Here is a 1,418-nt window from a genome sequence, read left to right as displayed (position 1 = left end):
GGGCGCGGCGGGTATGCGCTGCGCATGGCGGCCGGCTGCACCGCCACGGTGCTGGTCGGCGAGATCTGGCAGGTGCCCGATCTCGCCGTGCCCGCGCTGGTCACCATGGCGCTATGGCAGAAAGACCGCGTGACCAACGCGCTGGCCGGCGTGGGCGTCAATATCCTGATCGCGGTGCTTCTGACGCTGATGTATGGGCTGATCGCCCTGACGCTCGACCATCCTCTGGGGCTGGTCGTGGCGGCGGCACTGCTGTCGTTCGGGTTTTTCTTTCTGGGCTCGGCCAGCAAGCTGCGCCCGGTGGCGTACATGCTCGGGCTGATCATCGTCTATGCACTGGTCACGATCGACCGCGTTCCGGTGGGCGAGGTAATCACCCGCGCCCTGCTGTATGCCGACCTGTTCCTCGCCGTGCCGGGCGCGGTCATGCTGGTGCTGGGTCTGCTGATCTGCCCGTCGCCCCGCACCGTCGCGATGCACGGGATCGCCGCACGGCTTTACATGGCCGCGCGCCTGCTGCGCGGCGCGGACCCCGTCGAACGCGAACGCGCGACCGATCTGCTGCGGCAGGGGGCCGCGGACATGCTCAAGGCGCTCGGCATGGCGCGCTTCGAATTCCTCTGGCCGAAGCCGGAACTGGACGCGTTGCGACAGGCGGCGTTCTCATCGGTTGCGGTTCTGGCGCTGGCGCTGGAACGGCACGAGGCCTCCCCCGGCCTGATCGCCCGGATCGACGCCCGCGCCGACGCCTTCGCCCATGGCGATTGCCCCGCTGACGAGACGGCTCCCGGTCACACGCCCATCGATCGCCTCCTGGGCGGCTTTTCCACACCGCGCCCTGATACGCAGGCCCCCAATGCCGAAGCGCCGTCAGGATTTTTCGTGCCCGACGCTTTCACCAATCCCGACCATGTCCGTTTCGCGGTCAAGGGCACGGCCGCGGTGATGACGAGCTACCTGCTGTTCAAGGCGCTCGACTGGGACGGTATCCACACCTGCATCATCACCTGTTTCATCGTCGCGCTGCCCACGATGGGCGAGATGATCGCCAAACTGTCGCTGCGCATCGCCGGTGCGCTGGCCGGCGGTGCGCTGGGGATCGTCGCGATCATCGCCGTGATACCGCATCTCGACGGGATCACCGGGTTTCTGATGCTGGTTTTTGCCGTCTCGCTCCTGGGTGCCTGGGTCAAGGCCGGTGACGAACGGATCGCCTATGGCGGGTTTCAGATCGGGCTTGCGTTCTATCTGACCGTGCTCAAGGGCTATGGGCCCACGACCGACATGGCCACCGCGCGCGACCGGATCGTCGGCATCATGATCGGCAATGCCATCACCTACGCCATGTTCACCAGTGTCTGGCCGACCAGCGCGCGCGGACGCGCACGCCACGCGCTGCGCGCCGTGGCCCGCGCCTT

1 protein-coding gene is annotated in these 1,418 nt (G+C 67.4%); it reads left to right on the top strand.

The window, feature by feature from the left end:
• A partial coding sequence (locus HUK82_RS16585; protein ID WP_256127067.1) for an FUSC family protein occupies positions 1 to 1,418 on the top strand: 1,418 nt, incomplete at both ends.

The sequence above is a fragment of the Ameyamaea chiangmaiensis genome (genome assembly GCF_013376175.1).
Classification (GTDB): Bacteria; Pseudomonadota; Alphaproteobacteria; order Acetobacterales; family Acetobacteraceae; genus Ameyamaea; species Ameyamaea chiangmaiensis.
The sequence above is the reverse complement of the archived record's forward strand: the minus strand, read 5'-3'. Positions and strand labels throughout refer to the sequence as shown.